This is a genomic window from Burkholderia sp. FERM BP-3421, from assembly GCF_028657905.1.
Lineage (GTDB): Bacteria > Pseudomonadota > Gammaproteobacteria > Burkholderiales > Burkholderiaceae > Burkholderia.
The window spans coordinates 2,531,394-2,548,512 of the sequence record NZ_CP117781.1; the positions used below are offsets into that span (position 1 = coordinate 2,531,394).

The window sequence follows — 17,119 nt, forward strand, 5'->3', positions numbered from 1 at the left end:
TCCTATGCAGGAACGCCCCATGCTCCGCGATCGAGCCCGGCGACGTATTGGTTATCCATGTCGAGCCCGAAGAGGGGCTCCCCGTCTGCTGTGGTGACGAGTGTGAAGTTGACGCGCACGCCTTCCGGCTTCAACGGGATGTATCCGCCCGCCAGCAACGCCAGGAACACCGCCGACGGCACCCTCCCCGAAATGCCGATCGTCATCGACATATCCTGGTTGTCCTCGAAAAACGCATGCGTATCCGGGCCGAAGATGCTGTTCAGAATGGCCGCGCTCGACGCCAGCGTCCCGTCCCAATGATTCGCACCGATCTTCGCGCGGATCACGAGCCGGTACGTGTCGTCGTCGAGCATCACCAGGCCCATGTCCGGGTCGTAAGGCCCTTTCCAGATCCCCTGGTCATAGCCGATGCCCGAGAGGTCGAACGAAAAGTAGACGTTCGCGAGCTGCGCATTGATGCGTCTCGACACCCCCACCCACATCCCGATCGCATCGAGCTGCACGCCTTTCGCCACATCGAGATCGAATTTCTCCGGCATCGACCCGATGGCATTCAGCTGCTCCACGAGCGGCCCCACGAGCGCGCCCACGGTCGACGAGAAGCGCGGCCGCTCCCGGTGCTCGGAGGTGATCAGGCCGATGTACTCCTCGAGTTCGGCCATCAGATCACCACCGTGACGTCGTCCGGCGAACAGGCCGCCGCTTCGTTGAACAGCAGCGGAACATCGGGCGCGCCGCTCCCGCGCGGTCCGGACAACGCGAGACCCGCGAGCTTGAAGGTCCGCCCGCCGCCCACGCCGTTGGCCGCCGTCAGCGCATCGCCCCACTCGACGCTGCCCGACAGCCCCCCGCCGATCGGCAGCGCGTTGACGTAGTCCGCCACCGCCTGCCGGATCTGCTGCCCGGTCTGCGTCGTATATCCCGCCAGCGCCTTCAGATTGACGGTGGCCACGATGCGCGCCGCGGCGGGCCGGAAGAACTGGATCGTGATCGGACGGTCGTAGACGTCCTTGACGACCACCGCCGTCTGGCCGAAGGTGCCCGCTCCCGGCGTCTTCTTCGAGGCGATGGCCTGCGCGACCAGCTGCGCGTCGCCGCCCTCGACCACCAGCGACACGGCATGCGGCGGAATGCCGTTCTTGTCCGTGTCGCTCGTATCGTTCTCGTAGGCGACATAGCGCGTCACGCCAACCACGTTCGCGACCGCGCCGATGATCCCGTCGAGCACGGTCATCGACGGCAGCGCGGTCGAGATGGTCTGCCGCAGCCGCAGCGCCGCATCCGACTCGACCGGCGCGCCGACGGCCGCATCCGCCGGATTGATCACGCTCTGCCAGCCGCGCATCGGCGTCGCGATCTGCGCCACCGTGCCGGCCCGCGCCGCCACCGCGCCGATCCGCGCGCAGGTCGCGGTCACGGTGATTTCGCCGCTCGGCGGAATCACGACACTCGCGGGCAACTGCCACTTCTCGCCGTTCTCGTCCCGGGCCGTGCCGTTCGTGATGGTCGCGCCCGCCTGTCCGACGAGCCGCAGGTCGACGCTCGAGTACGACGCGAGCTTGCGCGCGATGCCGTTGATCTTCACGTTGCTCGACAACGCGGCGCCCTGCGCCGTGGCCGGGCTGAAGGCGTTGTAGATCGCGATCGCGGTCGCGTTGACGTCGCTCATCGCCTTCGCGAACACCGCGAGCAGCTGGCCGTCCTGGCTGTCGGGTTCGAGGTAGGCGTCGACGCCGTAGATCGCGCGGAACTTGTCCTGAAGGTACGCCAACACATCGGCATAGGCCGGCGCCGTGATGCCGTTCGCGTCGATCGTGGGTGCAAGGGTGGAAAGCGTCACAAGGTCACCTGTATCTGAGTGGGGCCGTAAAGGGTGTCGAGCGCCGCGGTCACCGTCAGCGTGCGCTGCCCGGAATCCAGCGTGCTCGCGTAGTCCGTGATCTCCGCCGCGCCCTGCGTGCCGAGGATGCATTGGCGGATCGCCGCGTCGTAGGCGCCTCCCGTGTACTTGCCGAGCACCTCGGTCGTCCACGGCATCCCCGCCGACGTATCGAGGAACCACTCTCCGCGCAGCAGCTTCAGGCGCGTGAGCACGGCCTGCGCGACGGCCTCGGGAGAATCGGCCAGGAAATCGGCGGATTGCCCGCCAAACACGTAATCGCCATCGGTATCGAGTTTTCGGTATCGCATCGAAATGCCTCAGTTGACGTTGCCGGTGTTGCCGCCGCCGGGCTGGACACCGCCATGGGTATGCGTATCGTCGATGCGCTTGCCGTTCGCCAGCACCTGTCCGACGAAGTCGATCGCGCCGCTGATCCTCGCGGCCGCGCCGCTCGTCGCGCTGCCGACCATGCCGCCGACGAAGGTCAACAGGCCCTGGATCGTCACCGCCGCCGAGAACGTCGATTGCGGCGCGATCACGTCAAAGCCGCCGGGCGCGACGATCGTCACCTTCTGCCGGCTCGGATCGAGATCGATATAGGTCGCGCCGTCGTCGCTGCGCAGTTGCGTGGAGTGCCCGCTGACGTTGGCCAGCGCGCGCGGCCGCGAGCGGTAGCCGAGCAGCACGAAGCCGTCCGACAGGTCATGCATGCGCAGTTCCGCCTGATCCTGCACGCCGCCCGATTGCCACCAGGCGTCGATGCAGCGCGACGCGAACACCACCAGGCACTCATCGCCGGGCATGACGGGAAAGGTCAACGCGCACTGGCCGCCCGCCGGAAACTGCACCGGGCAATCGACCAGCACCTTGAACGGAATCGAGGCCACGGCGCCGTCCGCCGCCTGGCGCTGCGGCTTGATCGCCAGCTGTACCGCGCAGGTTTGCAGGGCCGCGTCGAACGAATCGACGATGGCCGGCAGCGCGGTCCAGAGATCGCTGCGCGACGTACGCAGCATGGCGCGCAGTGCGGCCGCCGAATCGCCGTATTTCTGAAGTTTGTCCATCGCTGAAAGAAAAAGAACGAATTGCTGGTTGGTCGGCCGGCAGTGCGCCTGACGGGTCGTGCGTCGCCCAGTAATGTGCAGTGCGAATCATGATCGACATAACCGGAACCGCTCGATCATCCGCCCTGCGGACCGCACTCAGCCTCTTGGCTTCACGGGCCCCACACACCGCCTCCCGTCGCGGACGGCGAAATCGATTGATCGACAGCCACGCACGTCAGCGTCGAATACCACGCGGTGCCGCGCGTATCCCCTTCATGCTCGACCTTCACGATCTTATATAGACCATCGCTGCGCGGCTTCGCCGGATCGGCGCCTGTCGTCCTGGCCGGCGAACCGGCACCGTTTTCGCCGGGTTTCACGACCGTCTTCGACAGGCTCTTCTCCTCGATCCGAACCAGGCCCGAGACGCTTGCCTTCGGATTCAACAGACACTTGACCGTGACCCCGTTCTGCTCCCGGGTCGGCATCCCGATCATGCCCGTGCTCGAGCTCAATTCGAGCGCGTCGCCCGGGATGTAGCTGTTCTGCGGCACCATCTGGAACTGCGTGTCCTGGATCGACCAGTCCGCGCCCAGGTTGCGCGCGGCGTTCTCCAGGACATCGCGCGCCATCGCGAACACGAGCTTGCCGCGCGGCAGCGGGCTTCACCTCGAATGCCGGCAGGTAGCCGACGCTCAGGCCGTACGGCTTCATCGTCTCGATGGCCGCCTGCACGTGATCCATGCTGGTCGAGCCCCCCGCGAAGGTCTGCTCGACCACGGCGTTCGTGTACCAGTCATCGCCGCTCGCTGCGTCGATCTCGATCACGGTTTCCGTCGGGCTCGACCGGCCGCGCCGCGTCTGCGTGATGTTGCCGTCGAAGATCACGCCATATGCGCCCTGCGCGTAGCCGGCCTGCAGCACGACCCGCGTGAATTCCTCGCCTTGCAGCCGGTTCGCGGTGTTGTCCGACACATTGAAGATCCGCACATGCAGGCGGTTGAGCGTCTGGATGTCGTCGCGCCGGATCTCGAAGCTGAAACGCAGCGCCGACAGGTCGAGCGCATCGCCCGCCGCCGGCCCGACGACCAGCGATGCCTTGCGGCCGAATTGAGTCGTGCTCATTGGTCGGTCACCCAGTACAGGCGCGCACCCGCGCCCAGGTTGTCGAAGTCGGGCACATCGTCGGGATGCGCCGCGCCCTGCACCCGCAGCGCGCCCGCGAAGCCGAGGTGTGCGTACTGCGCGAGCAGGTCGATGCCCGTCACGAGCGGAATCCCGGCCACCAGCGGGCCGCCGTTGACATCCGCGATGTCGAGCACCCAGCCGCCGGGCCCGCGATACACGAGCGTGAGCCGGTACAGCACGCCGCCCAGCGAGATCTTGAAGGTCTGGTTGTCGCCCGAAAGCGGGATTTCATAGATCGTCATCGCCATTGGTCCGGTGGAGACGCGCCGCCCGGCGCGGGGTTGGCGGGCGCGAGCTGCTTCGTGCCCTGGTCCTGGAGTTCCGACGTCGCGGCCGGCTGCGCCTGATTCGCCCTTGGCGCGAGCGTCGTCGCCTTCGTGTCGACCACCAGGATCTCGCGCAGCGTCGCCTTGACGATCAACGCCGCGCGATTCTTCACGTCGGTGCTGACCGCGAGCCCCGCGATCAGCATGTTGCTGTACCGCCGCCGGCTCGTCGTGACGTTGAACCTCTCGCACCGCTGCTGCAGCGCAAGCAGGCGCGAATACACGCCGTTCACGTAGTCCGGGTTCGACAGCGTGCCGTTGAAATTCGTCTGCGACGCGCCGAGCAGTGCCTTGTAATCGGCGTTCGACCAGCCGCACTGCAGGATCACTTCGCTCGGCCGGCGATAGGCGTGATCGCTGATCTGCGCCCCGTTCTCGACGGGATGATCGACGATCGTCAGCTCGTCGTTGTACTGCTCCTCGATCGAGACTGCGATCTCGATGTTGTCGATCCACTTGCTCGATAGCAAGACCATGTCGAACATCATTGCAGCACCCCTCCCACTTGTCGGGCCAGGTCGTTGGCGACCCGCGCCTGGTGGCGCGCCACTTCGCGGCCGGTCGCGCCCGCATCCTGCACGCCGTTGATCTCGATCGTGACGTTCTGCCGGATCTCGACCGGGCGCGGGCCCGCCGCGTCGCCGAAGCCCGCCGCGCCGTCGAGCCCGGGCATCTGGTACATCGCCCGCGTGTTCTCGATCGCCTGGGTCATCTGCGCTTCCGTGATCGACGCGCGATTCTTGCCTTGACGGTCGTAGAACGTCATCCGGCCATCCGAAATCCGTCCGGATTCGGTCCGCATGCCGGCGGGGACCGCCACGCTTGCCCATTCCTTCGCCGTCGCGTATACGGCATCGCGCACCTGGCCGCTTTTCCCCGTCACGAAATCCATGATGCCGCGCCGCTTGGTCTTGACGAGGTAGTCCTCGAAGATCCGGTCCTGCATCCCGCGGTCGAACTTCTCGCTTCCGCTCAGCCCCAGCGACGCGGCCGCGTCCGACAAGGTGTCGCCGATGATCTGGTAGCGCCCGGCCGCGTTGAAGCGGTGGCTGCGCTGCGCCGCCATGACCTCCGCGACCGTCATGTTCTCCAGGTCCTCGGCGCCCGACTTGTAGCCATGCGCCTTGCCGCGATTGACCGAGCCATAGTCGCCCTCGCCGCGTGCGATCAGTTGCGCGAACATCGAATGGGCAAGACCGCGCCCCGCGCCGGGATCACCCGACGGCGACGCCTGTTTCGCATCCCAGATTTTTTTCGCCTTGGCCTGCCACTCGCGGACGTCCTCGAATTCGTCCTTCTTCATTCCCCCGCTATACAGCATCAATTCGAGCCCCGCCGCCAACGGCCCACCCACCCACGGCCAGGCCCGACCCGCGAATCCGCCGATCTCACCCAGCGCCCCGCGTACGAGCGGCCCGCACGCCCGCCGCCCCGCGCACGAACAGCCCTGTACGCTCCATCGCTCCGCGCGCGACCGGCCCCGCGCGCTCCATCAGCTTGCCGGCGCCCGTCCACATCCGTCCGGCCGCGCCGCGCCCCCGCTCCAGCAGGGTGCCCGCCTTCTCGGCGACCCAGCCGGCCATCCGCTTGACGCCGCCGCCGATCCGCTTCGCAAGGCCCGCCTTTGCCGCGCCGCCTTCCGTTGCCTCGATCGCCTCGCCCACGGAACCCAGCGCCTCCACCAGCTCCTTGATTCCGCCGATCAGCTTGCTCCCGCCCAGCACCTTGAACGCACCGATCAGCAGCATGAGGCGCGTCGACCATCCGCCCGTGGCCGTATCGAGGGCGGCGAACTGGTCCGCGACGAACAGCACCCCGCCGCCCACCGCCTCGGTGCCCTTTCCGACCACGCCCGCCACTTCGCCGCCGCGCTTCTCGATCACCTCGCGATGCTCGTCGGTCCATTGCCGGAACTGCTTGATCAGCGGCCCCGCGCCGTGCAGCAGCGCACCCTGCGCCTGCAGCACCAGGTTGTCGTACGTCACGCCCAGTTCGCGCAGCTCCGCCGCCGCCCGATGCGCGTCGTCCGCCGTCTGGTTCAGGCCGGTCTTCCGCATCACCTCGCGATTGCGCGCGAACGACTTCGCGAAATCCCCGTCGCGCAGCGCGGACAAGGTCTTGTCATCGATTTCGAAGGTCTCGCCCAGCTTCCTCGCTTCGCCGGCCGGCAGCTTGTCCATGCGCGCGGCCATTTCAGCGAGCAGTTCCGCCGAGTCGCGCAGCTGGCCCTTGGCATCGCGCGTCTGGATGCCCATCTTCTTCAAGAGACCTTCGTTCGAGGGCGTCCTGCTCAACGCATCCGACAGGTTTCCGACGGCCTCCTCCGCCTCTTCGGTGGTGACGCCGACGTCGCGCGCCGCGTATTCAAACGCCTTCAGGTTCGCCGCCGAGGCGCCTGCGCGCCGCGACGCGAAATACAGGGTCTCGTATTTCTCGGCCACCGAGACCAGGCCCTCGCCCGCCTTCTTCGCGCCTTCCGAGATCTGCTCGACGCCGCCGGCCGCAATATCGAGCACTTTCTGGCGCTTCGTTCCGGTGCCCTTGCGTCCCGCCGCGTCGTTCAGCTTCTCGACCTTCGCGGTCAGCGCGACCAGCTCGTTCCCGGCCTGCTTCGCGCCGTCCGAGACCTTCTTGAACAGATCGCCGACGCTCTTGGCCATTTCCTCGACGCTCGTCTTGAAGTCGTCGAGCTTCTTCTTGTCGCCCTTGTCGTCGAACCGGAACCGTGGAATGACCAGGGGTTCGCTCATCTCATAGGTGTCAGCCATGTTCCCGCTCCAGCTTGCGGCGCAGGGCCGCGTGGTTGTCCGCCCGGACGGCGAGCGCGTCGTTCAGCAACGCGACGTCGGCCAGATCCAGCGTCCCGTCCTTCAGGCTCTCGAACGTGCAGAGCCCCTCGAGGACGGGAGCGAGGATCCAGTCCTCGCCCCCGGGCAGCGTCCGGATCCAGCCTAGATCGCCGCCGGGCTGCTCGTTTGGCTGGTAAGCAGCCCGCGAATAAAAGGGCCGAGATTGGCGATCACGACGCGCGCGACGAGCGGCAGCATCACGCCGAGGTCGAGGTCGTCGAACATCGCCGTCTGCTGGGCCGGCGACCAGATGCGCGACCAGCCGTGATCCTGGCGCCGCTCGACCACCGACAGGCAGGTGCCGAACACATACTCCGCATCCTCGTCGCGCAGACCCGCGAGCGCATCCGCGAACGGCTGCAGCACCGGCGTCACGACATCGACCATCCGCAGCACGTCGCGCACCGCGCCCGCGTCCTCCCGGGCGTCCGCAGCGCCCGCCGCCTCCGGCGCGTCGGCCGGCCCGCGGACCGGGACGAGCGCGTCGTACCCGGTCGCGAACCGCATCAGGACCGGGATCAGCGACGGGATGATCGGTGCAATCCGGCGCGACACATGAAACTGCTGCAGCGCGCTCAGCTTGCCGACGGCGTAACGCTCGCCGTTCAATTCGATTTCCGTCGCCATGGTCAGTACGCTCCGAGCATCCGGTCGATCTTGGCCGCGTCGAACACCCACTCGAGCACGTCGCCATCCTTCGCGTACTTGATGTCCGGCACCTTCTTGAACGCGCAGGTGCGCGCCGTCGCGACATCACCCGCGGCCGCCTGGCCGATCGCGATCAGGTTCTTGCCCCAGAGGCGGCTGTCGAGCGACTGAGCCTGATAGAGCGACATCAGCTTCGCGTTCGACGGCGAGGTCTTGAGCAGACGGATCGTCACCGTGCCGGACTTGTCGGCGTGCAGCGTGTGCATCACCTCGCCGTCGGCGCCGACGGTCATCGTGTTCTTGTCACCCGCGGCCGCGATGGTGATGCCTTCGTCCGCGTTGCCCGAGCCGGAGCCCAGCGAAAAGACCCCGCCGGGGCCGACGAGCGTCGCGGTGACGTCCTGGAAACTGTAGGTTGCCATGTTGATTTCCTCTCCTTACCGGTTGACGTTGATGAGGATGTCGACGCTGTGAATCGCGCCGGCTTCCTTGGCGGCGACCTGGAACGGCACCGCCTTGCGCGCCTCGCGATCGGCCTGCGACTGCGTCGCGATCGGCGGCGCGTACACGTAGTAGCCCTTCTCCAGCGTGTCGCCCTGCGCGAGCGCGCCGAAACCGGCGCTGTTCCACACGCCCGCGGCGAGATAGCCGTTGTTCACCGCCGCCTCGCAGGCAGCCGAGATCTGCGCGGCGATCTGTGCGTTGCCGGCGTCGGTCTGCGGCACCTTGGTCGGGCTCTGGTACAGCAGGTTGTAGACGTCGGTCTCGATGCGGTTGCGGAACCAGATCGCGTTGTAGACCGAATCCGCGAAGATCCCGCTCGGCGTCACACCTTGCTGGATGATCGACGTGTCGTTGCTGTACGCGACGAACACATTGCAGCGCTTCGCCTGCAGCGCGTTTGCCTGCGACGTGGTGAGCGCCTCGGCCGCCACGGCCGGCTCCTGCTTGAACATCAGCGTGATCGTCGTGTTGTTGCCGTTGAAGTTCACGGTCAACAGCCGGCCGAGCAGCGACACCACCGCATACGGCGACGCGCTCGAATACTGCGCGATCGTGTACTTGAGCTTGAGCGTCTTGAGACGGCTCGCGAGATCGGTCGCCACCGTGGCGTCGAGCGATTGCGGATTCTGCGTCGTGACGCCGTACAGGTGACGCTGGTCCGCCTCGATCAGGTTCGCGACCGCGATGTGCTGATCGTCGGCGACCGACGCGTCGGCGATAGACAGGCCGAGGAACTGGTTCGCGAAACGATCGAGGAACAGCGCGACGGCATCGGTCGGCTGCTCGGCCGCGATGCCGGTGACCGGCGCGCCGGCGACGTCGCTCGTCAGGCCGAGCAGCGCCGACACGTCGGTGCCGGCCTGCGGCGCGGACGCATAGCCGACCGTCGACTTCGCGCCCGTCGTGCCCGACGTCGCGACGAACTGCTGGCCGGTCCAGGCGAAGGTCACGCCCGGCAGTGCCGTGTTGAGCACCGTGGCGACGCCGTTCAGGTTGGTCTGCGCCGAGAAGTCGAGACCCGATGCGCTCTTCGCGGCGCCGTCGACCGAAATCTTGAACGCGCCGGCCGTGATCGCGCGCCATGCGCCGATGTCCTGCTGCGCCGCGGACAGCACGCCGCCGCGCAACGAACCGGCGGTCGCCGTCTTGGCCCAGCGGCCGATGCACAGGGCGCGCGGCTGCGGCGTCTGGTTGAAGTACAGGGCGGCCGCGACATACTCGGGCGCATTGGTGCCGAAGTCGGCCGTCACCGCATCGATACTGCCGTAGGCGCGCAGACGCTCGGTGGTATCGATGACGGCCGACGCGCCGAGAATCAGTGCCGTGTTCAGGTTCGCGCCCTGCGCCGCGAGCGGCGACATGTTGATCGAGACATTGATCAGGCGCGATACCGGCAATCCATTGGACATGCTGGACTCCTAGTGGTGGATGTTGCAAATGCCGGCCACGGGATTCGACGCATCAGTCGTCGTCGCCAGCGTGGCCGATTCGAGGTGACGGACCGCATAGGTCCGGACAAGCTTGCGGCGCAGCGTGACCGTGAGGTCGCAGCGCCGCGCCCACTGCTGACTCGCGGGATCCGCCGCCGCGCGGATCTCGCTCGTGCCGACGAACGCCAGGTCGTGTGCCTGCAGCTGTTCGCGGTTCTGCGGCACCGCGCAGCCATCGACGAAACGCTGGGCGTAACCTCGGGCGCGGGGGCCATAAAACGTCGCCAGCACGTCGATCGACTGGTGCCGGGTGTAAAGATCCTGACCATCGCCGGCGCCGTCGTGCACGATCGACGGCGCCGCGTCCTGGGTCAGCGCGGTCACGCCGAACACGCACGCGTCGACGGTCGGATCGGGATCGGGCTGGCCCGCCATCTGCAGGTGCGACTTGATCTGCGCGTCCGGCAGGCCGGTGACGCCCGCGATCAAGGCATGCAGCTGCGCGTCGAAGGCGTCGTCGTTTTCCGGAGGCGCGCCATTGCCTGACGCGAGGTAGCCGCCCGTTGAGTTGTCGTTCATGGAGTTCATTCCGAAGGAATGCCTATCCGGCAGCGCGCGAGGTCGCACGTTGTCCGGAGGCGAGGCGGGAACATCGCGGCCGATCGCAAGCAAGCGAGATCGGCCGCGGACGCGTTCCTGGTGTCAGGTTCGTGTGCCGGTTCCAGCCGGTGAATCAGAAATTTCGCTGCGACGAATCCGCGACGCGGGACATCGGATGCAGCAGAAATGCGAGAAGCAAAACAAAAAGCCCGCACTAGGCGGGCGTTCTACATATGCCGACCTCCCGGAAGGGAACAGGTCGCGCAATTAAGCGGTTTCGGTCATCTGGATATTAATTTAATTCATTAAAAATTTGCCTGCAAGCGCCTGTCGAAAATATTTTTATATTTCCACAAGACCGCAATCATCACTCTTCCATATTGCATGGGCATGATTTTTAATGTTGCCACTCTCATCGGATATACGGCATGCGGCGAGCACACCGCATCAACACCAACCCCGAAAAACAAAAGCCTGCACAAGGCAGGCCGTCCTCCCGACGCACCTCTCCCCCGGGAAGGAATCAGTCGCGCACTTAAGCGGGTTCGGTAATCTGAGTATCACTTTAATGCAACTCTTTTGACTCGACAAGTAGCCGGAAGAGAAAATCAAGATATCAAGCCGCCACCATTAATTTTCAACAATTCACATTCGATATCTTAATCTTAATGAATTATTTTTTATTGATTTACAGACATTCACATTGAAAACGGAGCCTGGATCGACAACTGCCGAGCAAAGGCCCGCACCGGGCGGGCCGTCCCTTGTCAGCCTGTTCTCGGAAAAGAATGGAGCGGGCGGCGCGCGATGGCGCGCCACTCCGTTCCGGAGGACACCTAGCAAAAGTACTGCCGAGACACCTCGATCACTCGCCGCACATGCGCGAGCGCATCGATACGCGGGCCGTGAACGGCTTGTGCCGCACTTTCATGGCGGCGCGCGCGCTGCGCGCGCCGCGCTTCCGCCATCGATTCCAGAACCTTGCCGATCTCGGACTTGCCGTGAGCCAGCGCCATGTTGAACGCGCTCGATGGTCGATGCGGAATCTTCAGCTTCCGGCAGATCACGCGCGGATCCATGTTGAGGATGTAGTGCAGCTTCAACACGTCGCGATCGAACGGCATCAGCTTGCGCCATGCCCGCTCGACATCCTCGGCGTCGATTTCATCGATGCGGTTCGCATCCGCGCGCCGCAACTGTCCCTCCGGCCGATAGCGTCCCTCGGCAGACCCCGCCCGCGATCCACGCATCGCCGTGGATCGCTGCGCCCTGGCCCAATTCTCAAGACGATCATCCAGATTGCTCATTGTTTGTGTTCTCCTGTATTGCCCGCTGCCTGCTCCGTCTATCCGCCCTGTCGGACAAACGCTCTCAGATCCCATTGCCGCGCGCCCGGCTTGCCTGCCTGCGCCCGGGCTACCGCGGCCACGCCCTACCGCCCCCTTCCCCAAGGAGGCACACCCCGTCATTCCGGTATGTTCGTTGACGCGTTACCGCTTGATCGGAAGAGGCAAACCCAGCAGTTCCTGGGACTTGCCCGTCGCGATGCACTCGCGCCGACCGCGCTTCACCAGCCGCCCGGCGTCGAGCAATTCCCGGGCGCGCCCGCAGACGCTCGACAACTTGAGATTGGTGAGCGCCGCGAGGTCTTCCCGCGTGAGCAATACATCGATCGATTCGAAGCAATCGAGCACCATGCGCTGGGTGGTCGACAAGGCGCGCTCGCTTGGCGAAAGACGACGGTGCGGATATACCCCGGAGGCTTGAAGCCCGGCTTGCGGGCGGGAAAGTGCTGTCATGCAAGATTCCCCTTCATTGTCATTCAATTAGTTTTACGAAATATGTGCATGACCGGGCTCCGGGTTGGCATCGGCCAGACCATCCCGGACCGGCATCCGAGCGGCCGGCGGCGTACCCCGCCCCGAACCGCTCGGATGCACCGCATCGCCGGCGTACCGCCGAATCGGCGAATCGGCGAATCGGCGAAAAGCTGGCGTGCGGATCATGCTTCGCAGTATAGTAGCATTCGCTACCATCAACAAGTAGCATTTGCTATCCGTAGCATGTGCTACGCTTTCGCCATGAACGAAACAGAACTCCATCGCGTCCGCGTCGAGCGCCTGCGGGCCGCCGTCGAGCAGCTAGAGGGCGGCAATGTGACCGCATTCGGCAAGCGGCTCGGCTACAAGGACGGCGCGTTCGTCCGGCAAATGCTGAGCGAAAAGCGCGCCGTATCCGAAAAGACGATCCGTGCGATCGAGAGTCTGCCCGGCATGGCCGGCTGGTTCGGCGCGGCGTCGACGGAGTCGGATCAGCCGCGCGCCGAGAAACTGCCGAAGGACCAAGGCAACGTCCTGGTCTGGGAGCACCCGGAAGATCTGCCGCCCGACAGCGATCGGGTCTGGCTGGACAGGTTCGACTACAGATTCAGCGCGGGGAGAGGTTTGATCCAGTGGGAAATCAGGCAGAAGAAAGCGCTGCCTTTCGATGTCGGGTTCTTCAAGGCGCTTGGCGTCAAGCCGCATGAGTGCAAGCTTGCCCAGGTCCACGGCCGCAGCATGGAACCGTATCTGTTCAACCGCGACATGATGATGATCTGCGAAACCAAGACGCATGTCCGCGACGGGCACATCTATGCGGTCTATTTCGAGGACGAGGCGCTCGTCAAGCAGATCTTCAAGGAGCCGAAAGGCGCCCTCCGGCTGCATTCGTACAACCCGGAATATCCGGATCGGATCGTCGCGGGCGATCAGCTGATCAGCCTGCAGATCGTCGGGGAAGTGATGTACCGGTCGGGATCGGGGCCCGCGGGCGGGAATTGACGGAGGCTCTCCCGGCCCCGCGATGGCACCGTACCGCCGCCATCGCGGGAGGCCCGGCCGGCGGGCCCATGTGGTGAATCGGCCGCAGATGCGCCCTGCTTCAACGCATCGCCCTCTACGCTTCGTTCATCCCAATCCGTTGCATGTGCAAGCACTGTGGTCGCATGCTCGATGCGACAGGTACTTGCCGGCTCACGCGCGTCATTGCACATGCCGGGCCGCCGACCATTCCCGAGCGGTTGCGGCCTCGCAACGGGCATCTCAGCGCCCGCCCGAATCGTTCGGGCCATGAAGCCCTCGTCGGGCCCACCCCGCGCATGCTGCCCGTTCACGCTCGACGTCGGCCTCGTCAGCCCTGGCCGAGCAGGCACGACCCAACCGTCGGCCGATGCGCGGCGCGGCATCCCGCTCCGCGTCCGCTAGCTGTGAAGCTTCAATAGGTTGTATCGATGGTTCATCCGGACTGAGTCTGGGAGACTGGAAGTCGCCAAACACCCAACCTTCCAGGAACCCAGCCGGATGAACACCCATAAGAATGCCCGACTCACTTTCGCGCGTCGACTTGAGATGGTTCAGGAGATCACCGAATCCGGTTCGAGCGTGCCGCAAGCCGCAGTCGATCATGGCGTGACAGCACCGACGGTACGCAAATGGCTTGGGCGCTATCTGGTCGGCGGCGCACTCGCGCTGGCAGACGCCTCATCGAGACCGGCTCGCTCTCCACGCTCCATTGACCCGGCGACTGCCTTGTTGATCGTGGAGTTGCGCCAGCAGCGCTTGCTGCAACGTCAGATCGCTCGACAGGTGGGCGTGTCGGCCTCGACCGTCAGTCGGGTGCTGGCGCGTGCCGGACTGTCCCGGTTGAGCGACCTGCAACCAAGAGAGCCGGTTCAGCGTTACGAACACGAGGCACCGGGCGACTTGCTGCACATCGACATCAAGAAGCTCGGCCGTATCGCGCGTCCTGGCCATCGTGTGACCGGCAATCGGCGCGATACGGTCGATGGTGTTGGCTGGGAGTATCTGTTCGTCGCCGTGGACGACCATGCCCGGATTGCCTACACAGCAATGCATCCAGACGAGACGAAAGGGAGTGCCGTGAAATTCCTGCGCGATGCCGTGGCTTGGTACGCTGGACTTGGCGTGCGTGTGCGCCGATTGCTAACCGACAACGGTTCGGCGTTCCGTTCACATGAGTTTGCTCGGACCTGTCAGGAACTGGAGATCCGGCACAAATTTACACGGGCGTACCGTCCTCAGACCAACGGCAAGGCCGAACGCTTCATCCAGTCAGCGTTACGTGAGTGGGCCTACGCATGGACGTACCAAAGCTCAGCCCATCGCGTCGAAGCCCTGGCGAGTTGGCAGCATCACTACAACTGGCATCGTGCTCATAGCGCCATCGGCGGCGTTGCGCCGATGGCCAGACTTCCCGTATCGAGAAACAACCTCTTGACGCTTCACAGCTAGCGCGAGTGTCGCGCCCGGGCACGCCCGCCGCCTTCGCCCCTACCGCCATCCCCACGCATGCCACGCAAACTCCGCTGCGCACAGAAGCGCCATGCCTGCAACGGTCAACCAACCCAACACCTCGATCCTTCGATTCATCGAAACGCTCACCCCGAATGTTTCAGCGCGGCAGATGGTCGCACAGGGGACGATCGACCTGTTGATCGTCATCAAGGCGGAATGCGAGCAACGCTGCGGCGCGCCGGTTCTGGATGAACGGTGTGACTTGCCGTTGCTTTCAATCGTGAATCTTGGCGCAAGACTGGATAAACTTGCTGCAGCCGCGGGACGTCCCCCGCAAGCGGCGCGATGAACGCCATACCGATTGCTTCCGGCTTCCGCCGCCGTGCGCACTCACCATCAATGAACCTGAGGTGTCATACCATGGATCGTATTTTCATGACCCGAACGGAAGCACTCGAACTGCTGCTCAAGGCACATCAAACCGCCGTGGACAAAATCGGGCATTCGACCGGCAAGCAGACGCTTGCCGACCACGCCGCGCTCGAAGCATTGGATCGCCTGCTGCTCGATGTCCGTGCACGCCGGGTCAACGAATTCCAGATCAACACGACCGCGACGCAAATCTTCGTGACGGACTAGTTGCATGCCCGCGGACATGCCGGCAATGACGCACGCAAAGCGATCATGCCCAGCCGGAACGATGCTCCGGTATGGAGAGCCGGCCGCGCAATGCCGTGGATGAATAGTCTTGCGATTGGCCGCAAAAACCAATGACACTCCGAGGTCCGCGAATCGCTCGCCCAGGCGAGCGCGGTCGCGGGCCGCCCGGTCCGGCGCCAGTCGCCGCATTGCATCGAATTGATGCGCTCCGGCAGGTTCGCCTGATTGACGATGTTGTCGAGCAGCAAAGTCGATCTGATCATCTGAAACCGTGATGCCGCTTCCCGCCGCAGAATCGGCACCGGCCCGGAGAAATCCAGCTTCCCCGCGATGCGATGTCGAGGGGCACCTAGCAGGCTGTTGAAAAGCGCCTCGCTTTGGCGATCGGGGCACGGTTTAAAAGGGTTTCGTATGCGATTGGCCGCTGAGTTGCAGACGGATCGTGCCGGATGCGCCGCTGGAGAGCGGACCGGCCGGCGCGTTGCCACGCAACTGCTGCGCTCGGGCGGCTCATCGCGTGGCTCCTTGCGGCACCGCTGCCAGTATTCGGGCCATTCGAGTCAGGTTGCTCGCCAGCATCGTCAGCTTGAAGTGCTGGTCGACCCGCTTGATGCCGCGATACGCGGTCTGCCGAATCCTGCCGACGGTCTTGCCCCAGCCGAAGTGCTCTTCGATGCGCTTGCGAATCACTTGGCTGATGCCATAACCGGCGTGCCGCGACGTCCGTCCGTCGATCGCGCTGCCGCCTTGATGCGTGTCGTTGCGCGCGACGTGCGGCGTCACTTTGCGCGTTCGGCAATCCCGCACAAAGTCGCGCATGTCGTAACCCTTGTCGGCACCGAGCGTCTTGGCGTGACGACCCGGTACGCAATCGAGCAGGCGCAATGCACTCGCGCGTTCGCCGAAACCGTCCGCGTGACTGACCACTGCGCCCACCACCAAGCCCGAGCGGTTCTCCATCAGGATGTGCCCCTGATAACAAAGGATGGCTCCGCTTTGCCGCCCCTTTCGGAACAGGCGCGCATCCGGATCAGTGCTCGATTCATGCGTGTCGTTGCTGCGCCGCTTGCCCTTCCAGTCGGTGTCGACATTGCGGCCACCGCCGGCCGGTGGATCGTCCGAACCGTCCTTGGGCCGGAAGCTCTTGTGGCTGGCCCACGCCTGGATCAGCGTGCCATCAACCGAGAAGTGTTCTCTGGAGAGCAGCCCTTGCTTGTCGGCCAAGCTCATGACTTCGGTAAAGAACGCTTCGACCACTTCGTGCTCGAGCAGACGATCCCGGTTCTTGGAGAACACCGAGTGGTCCCAGACGGCGTCTTCGATCGCCAGTCCGACGAACCAGCGGAACAGCAGGTTGTAGCGCATCTGCTCCATCAGCATGCGCTCGCTGCGCACCGAGTACAGCACCTGCAGCAGCAACGCACGCAGCAGCTTCTCGGGGGGAATCGACGCACGGCCGCTGTCCGCATAAATCGTGCCGAACAATCCGTTAAGTCGCTTCAGCGCTTGATTGACCAGCAACCGAAGCGGTCGCAACGGATGATCGGCCGGCACGAAGTCTTCCAGCTTCACCGTCGTGAACAGCGGTTCTTGCATCTCGTCCATTCCGCGCATCGCTCTCGCCTGCTCAAGATCATGAACACGATATCTCTAACGCACCGCCCTCAGGGCCCGTTTACACCGTATCC

22 protein-coding genes are annotated in these 17,119 nt (G+C 64.8%); 4 read left to right on the plus strand and 18 right to left on the minus strand.

What is annotated here, in order from left to right; translation table 11 throughout:
• Positions 1–2 precede the first annotated feature (2 nt).
• The 16 genes from Bsp3421_RS14015 to Bsp3421_RS14085 all read right to left on the minus strand — a co-directional run bounded on the left by Bsp3421_RS14015 (position 3) and on the right by Bsp3421_RS14085 (position 12,275).
• Positions 3–665 (minus strand): DUF2612 domain-containing protein, encoded by a 663-nt coding sequence (locus Bsp3421_RS14015; protein WP_273996538.1) that lies wholly within the window; start codon positions 663–665, stop codon positions 3–5.
• Positions 665–1,843 (minus strand): baseplate J/gp47 family protein, encoded by a 1,179-nt coding sequence (locus Bsp3421_RS14020; protein WP_273996539.1) that lies wholly within the window; start codon positions 1,841–1,843, stop codon positions 665–667. Before Bsp3421_RS14020 ends, Bsp3421_RS14015 begins: the two co-directional genes overlap by 1 nt.
• Positions 1,840–2,193 (minus strand): hypothetical protein, encoded by a 354-nt coding sequence (locus Bsp3421_RS14025; protein ID WP_273996540.1) that lies wholly within the window; start codon positions 2,191–2,193, stop codon positions 1,840–1,842. The genes Bsp3421_RS14020 and Bsp3421_RS14025 overlap by 4 nt, the downstream gene beginning before the upstream one ends.
• Before the next feature lie 9 nt (positions 2,194–2,202).
• The gene (locus Bsp3421_RS14030; RefSeq protein ID WP_273996541.1) at positions 2,203–2,949 is read right to left on the minus strand and encodes a Gp138 family membrane-puncturing spike protein; all 747 of its coding nucleotides are present in this window, start codon (positions 2,947–2,949) and stop codon (positions 2,203–2,205) included.
• Between the two features lie 276 nt (positions 2,950–3,225).
• The gene (locus tag Bsp3421_RS14035) at positions 3,226–4,056 is read right to left on the minus strand and encodes a hypothetical protein (RefSeq protein WP_273996542.1); all 831 of its coding nucleotides are present in this window, start codon (positions 4,054–4,056) and stop codon (positions 3,226–3,228) included.
• Positions 4,053–4,361, minus strand: a complete 309-nt coding sequence (locus Bsp3421_RS14040) for a phage baseplate plug family protein (RefSeq protein ID WP_273996543.1) — start codon at positions 4,359–4,361, stop codon at positions 4,053–4,055. Before Bsp3421_RS14040 ends, Bsp3421_RS14035 begins: the two co-directional genes overlap by 4 nt.
• A complete protein-coding gene (locus Bsp3421_RS14045; RefSeq protein ID WP_273996544.1) occupies positions 4,358–4,921 on the minus strand; it encodes a phage baseplate protein in 564 nt (187 codons plus the stop codon). Before Bsp3421_RS14045 ends, Bsp3421_RS14040 begins: the two co-directional genes overlap by 4 nt.
• An 8-nt stretch (positions 4,922–4,929) precedes the next feature.
• Complete coding sequence (locus tag Bsp3421_RS14050; protein ID WP_273996545.1) at positions 4,930–5,748, minus strand: hypothetical protein; 819 nt, start codon at positions 5,746–5,748, stop codon at positions 4,930–4,932.
• A gap of 85 nt (positions 5,749–5,833) precedes the next feature.
• Complete coding sequence (locus Bsp3421_RS14055; protein ID WP_273996546.1) at positions 5,834–7,213, minus strand: hypothetical protein; 1,380 nt, start codon at positions 7,211–7,213, stop codon at positions 5,834–5,836.
• Positions 7,206–7,391 (minus strand): DUF6889 family protein, encoded by a 186-nt coding sequence (locus Bsp3421_RS34375; RefSeq protein ID WP_443111515.1) that lies wholly within the window; start codon positions 7,389–7,391, stop codon positions 7,206–7,208. The genes Bsp3421_RS14055 and Bsp3421_RS34375 overlap by 8 nt, the downstream gene beginning before the upstream one ends.
• Positions 7,392–7,396: 5 nt before the next feature.
• Positions 7,397–7,921: a phage tail assembly chaperone gene (locus Bsp3421_RS14060; RefSeq protein WP_273996547.1), complete on the minus strand. Its 525-nt coding sequence runs from the start codon at positions 7,919–7,921 to the stop codon at positions 7,397–7,399.
• A 2-nt stretch (positions 7,922–7,923) separates the two neighbouring features.
• Positions 7,924–8,364: a phage structural protein gene (locus Bsp3421_RS14065; protein WP_252986759.1), complete on the minus strand. Its 441-nt coding sequence runs from the start codon at positions 8,362–8,364 to the stop codon at positions 7,924–7,926.
• A 15-nt stretch (positions 8,365–8,379) separates the two neighbouring features.
• The gene (locus tag Bsp3421_RS14070) at positions 8,380–9,855 is read right to left on the minus strand and encodes a DUF3383 domain-containing protein (RefSeq protein ID WP_273996548.1); all 1,476 of its coding nucleotides are present in this window, start codon (positions 9,853–9,855) and stop codon (positions 8,380–8,382) included.
• 9 nt (positions 9,856–9,864) lie between these two features.
• A complete protein-coding gene (locus tag Bsp3421_RS14075) occupies positions 9,865–10,455 on the minus strand; it encodes a phage neck terminator protein (RefSeq protein ID WP_273996549.1) in 591 nt (196 codons plus the stop codon).
• Positions 10,456–11,312: 857 nt separating this feature from the next.
• Positions 11,313–11,858 (minus strand): hypothetical protein, encoded by a 546-nt coding sequence (locus tag Bsp3421_RS14080; RefSeq protein ID WP_273996550.1) that lies wholly within the window; start codon positions 11,856–11,858, stop codon positions 11,313–11,315.
• A 108-nt stretch (positions 11,859–11,966) separates the two neighbouring features.
• Positions 11,967–12,275 carry a hypothetical protein gene (locus Bsp3421_RS14085; protein WP_273996551.1) on the minus strand — a complete coding sequence of 103 codons (309 nt, stop codon included), beginning with the start codon at positions 12,273–12,275 and terminating at the stop codon, positions 11,967–11,969.
• Positions 12,276–12,557: 282 nt separating this feature from the next.
• Here Bsp3421_RS14085 and Bsp3421_RS14090 point away from each other — a divergent pair, with 282 nt between their 5' ends.
• The 4 genes from Bsp3421_RS14090 (at position 12,558) to Bsp3421_RS14105 (ending at position 15,410) form a co-directional block, all read left to right on the plus strand.
• Entirely contained in the window at positions 12,558–13,298 is a 741-nt protein-coding gene (locus Bsp3421_RS14090) for a S24 family peptidase (RefSeq protein ID WP_273996552.1), read from the plus strand.
• A gap of 519 nt (positions 13,299–13,817) precedes the next feature.
• Positions 13,818–14,768: an IS481 family transposase gene (locus Bsp3421_RS14095; RefSeq protein ID WP_273996553.1), complete on the plus strand. Its 951-nt coding sequence runs from the start codon at positions 13,818–13,820 to the stop codon at positions 14,766–14,768.
• Positions 14,769–14,859: 91 nt separating this feature from the next.
• Positions 14,860–15,120 carry a hypothetical protein gene (locus tag Bsp3421_RS14100; RefSeq protein WP_273996554.1) on the plus strand — a complete coding sequence of 87 codons (261 nt, stop codon included), beginning with the start codon at positions 14,860–14,862 and terminating at the stop codon, positions 15,118–15,120.
• 71 nt (positions 15,121–15,191) lie between these two features.
• Positions 15,192–15,410, plus strand: a complete 219-nt coding sequence (locus Bsp3421_RS14105; RefSeq protein WP_273996555.1) for a hypothetical protein — start codon at positions 15,192–15,194, stop codon at positions 15,408–15,410.
• On the opposite strand, the gene Bsp3421_RS14110 is transcribed toward Bsp3421_RS14105, so the two are convergent.
• Positions 15,407–15,679: a hypothetical protein gene (locus tag Bsp3421_RS14110; protein ID WP_273996556.1), complete on the minus strand. Its 273-nt coding sequence runs from the start codon at positions 15,677–15,679 to the stop codon at positions 15,407–15,409. The genes Bsp3421_RS14105 and Bsp3421_RS14110 overlap by 4 nt on opposite strands.
• Positions 15,680–15,941: 262 nt before the next feature.
• A complete protein-coding gene (locus tag Bsp3421_RS14115; RefSeq protein WP_077268099.1) occupies positions 15,942–17,036 on the minus strand; it encodes an IS5 family transposase in 1,095 nt (364 codons plus the stop codon).
• Positions 17,037–17,119: the final 83 nt, after the last annotated feature.

What these genes read in the sequence shown, in the direction of transcription:
- Bsp3421_RS14035 (WP_273996542.1), bottom strand. Translation starts at nt 4,056, where the DNA reads ATGAGCACGACTCAATTCGGCCGCAAGGCATCGCTGGTCGTCGGGCCG.
- Bsp3421_RS14100 (WP_273996554.1), top strand. Translation starts at nt 14,860, where the DNA reads ATGCCTGCAACGGTCAACCAACCCAACACCTCGATCCTTCGATTCATC.
- Bsp3421_RS14075 (WP_273996549.1), bottom strand. Translation starts at nt 10,455, where the DNA reads ATGAACGACAACTCAACGGGCGGCTACCTCGCGTCAGGCAATGGCGCG.
- Bsp3421_RS14030 (WP_273996541.1), bottom strand. Translation starts at nt 2,949, where the DNA reads ATGGACAAACTTCAGAAATACGGCGATTCGGCGGCCGCACTGCGCGCC.
- Bsp3421_RS14115 (WP_077268099.1), bottom strand. Translation starts at nt 17,036, where the DNA reads ATGGACGAGATGCAAGAACCGCTGTTCACGACGGTGAAGCTGGAAGAC.
- Bsp3421_RS14090 (WP_273996552.1), top strand. Translation starts at nt 12,558, where the DNA reads ATGAACGAAACAGAACTCCATCGCGTCCGCGTCGAGCGCCTGCGGGCC.
- Bsp3421_RS14055 (WP_273996546.1), bottom strand. Translation starts at nt 7,213, where the DNA reads ATGGCTGACACCTATGAGATGAGCGAACCCCTGGTCATTCCACGGTTC.
- Bsp3421_RS14065 (WP_252986759.1), bottom strand. Translation starts at nt 8,364, where the DNA reads ATGGCAACCTACAGTTTCCAGGACGTCACCGCGACGCTCGTCGGCCCC.
- Bsp3421_RS14015 (WP_273996538.1), bottom strand. Translation starts at nt 665, where the DNA reads ATGGCCGAACTCGAGGAGTACATCGGCCTGATCACCTCCGAGCACCGG.
- Bsp3421_RS14105 (WP_273996555.1), top strand. Translation starts at nt 15,192, where the DNA reads ATGGATCGTATTTTCATGACCCGAACGGAAGCACTCGAACTGCTGCTC.
- Bsp3421_RS14025 (WP_273996540.1), bottom strand. Translation starts at nt 2,193, where the DNA reads ATGCGATACCGAAAACTCGATACCGATGGCGATTACGTGTTTGGCGGG.
- Bsp3421_RS14080 (WP_273996550.1), bottom strand. Translation starts at nt 11,858, where the DNA reads ATGGGATCTGAGAGCGTTTGTCCGACAGGGCGGATAGACGGAGCAGGC.
- Bsp3421_RS14040 (WP_273996543.1), bottom strand. Translation starts at nt 4,361, where the DNA reads ATGACGATCTATGAAATCCCGCTTTCGGGCGACAACCAGACCTTCAAG.
- Bsp3421_RS14050 (WP_273996545.1), bottom strand. Translation starts at nt 5,748, where the DNA reads ATGAAGAAGGACGAATTCGAGGACGTCCGCGAGTGGCAGGCCAAGGCG.
- Bsp3421_RS14070 (WP_273996548.1), bottom strand. Translation starts at nt 9,855, where the DNA reads ATGTCCAATGGATTGCCGGTATCGCGCCTGATCAATGTCTCGATCAAC.
- Bsp3421_RS14085 (WP_273996551.1), bottom strand. Translation starts at nt 12,275, where the DNA reads ATGACAGCACTTTCCCGCCCGCAAGCCGGGCTTCAAGCCTCCGGGGTA.
- Bsp3421_RS14045 (WP_273996544.1), bottom strand. Translation starts at nt 4,921, where the DNA reads ATGGTCTTGCTATCGAGCAAGTGGATCGACAACATCGAGATCGCAGTC.
- Bsp3421_RS14095 (WP_273996553.1), top strand. Translation starts at nt 13,818, where the DNA reads ATGAACACCCATAAGAATGCCCGACTCACTTTCGCGCGTCGACTTGAG.
- Bsp3421_RS14060 (WP_273996547.1), bottom strand. Translation starts at nt 7,921, where the DNA reads ATGGCGACGGAAATCGAATTGAACGGCGAGCGTTACGCCGTCGGCAAG.